Raw genomic sequence first — 289 nt, forward strand, 5'->3', positions numbered from 1 at the left:
TTCCGGGACCGCTGCCGTCTCCTGTCGTCACGCCGCAGCCCGTTCCTGTGCCGCCTGCATCACGTCGTCCTATCGATCCGGGTCAGCCATACGGTCCGATTACGTTTCCCGTGATCGAGCCGAAATGGCCGTTCATCGATCCTATCACACTGAATACGGGTGGCATTCTCGAAGGTCAGAGCGTGCTGACGAGCGGCGGTATGGTCGAGATGCAGGACGCGCTTAAACCGGGCACGGTGGTTCACTGATGGGTAAGCGCTTCAAGGTCCGAGATAACAAGGCTATATAC

General features: G+C 58.5%; 1 pseudogene. It reads left to right on the forward strand.

Going from position 1 to position 289, the window contains the following annotated elements:
* Positions 1–248, forward strand: a pseudogene (locus AC1RO3_RS09095) (hypothetical protein); the annotation flags it as partial.
* Between the last annotated feature and the right edge of the window lie 41 nt (positions 249–289).

The organism is Dellaglioa sp. CoH-57-MRSF-19 (assembly GCF_056781975.1).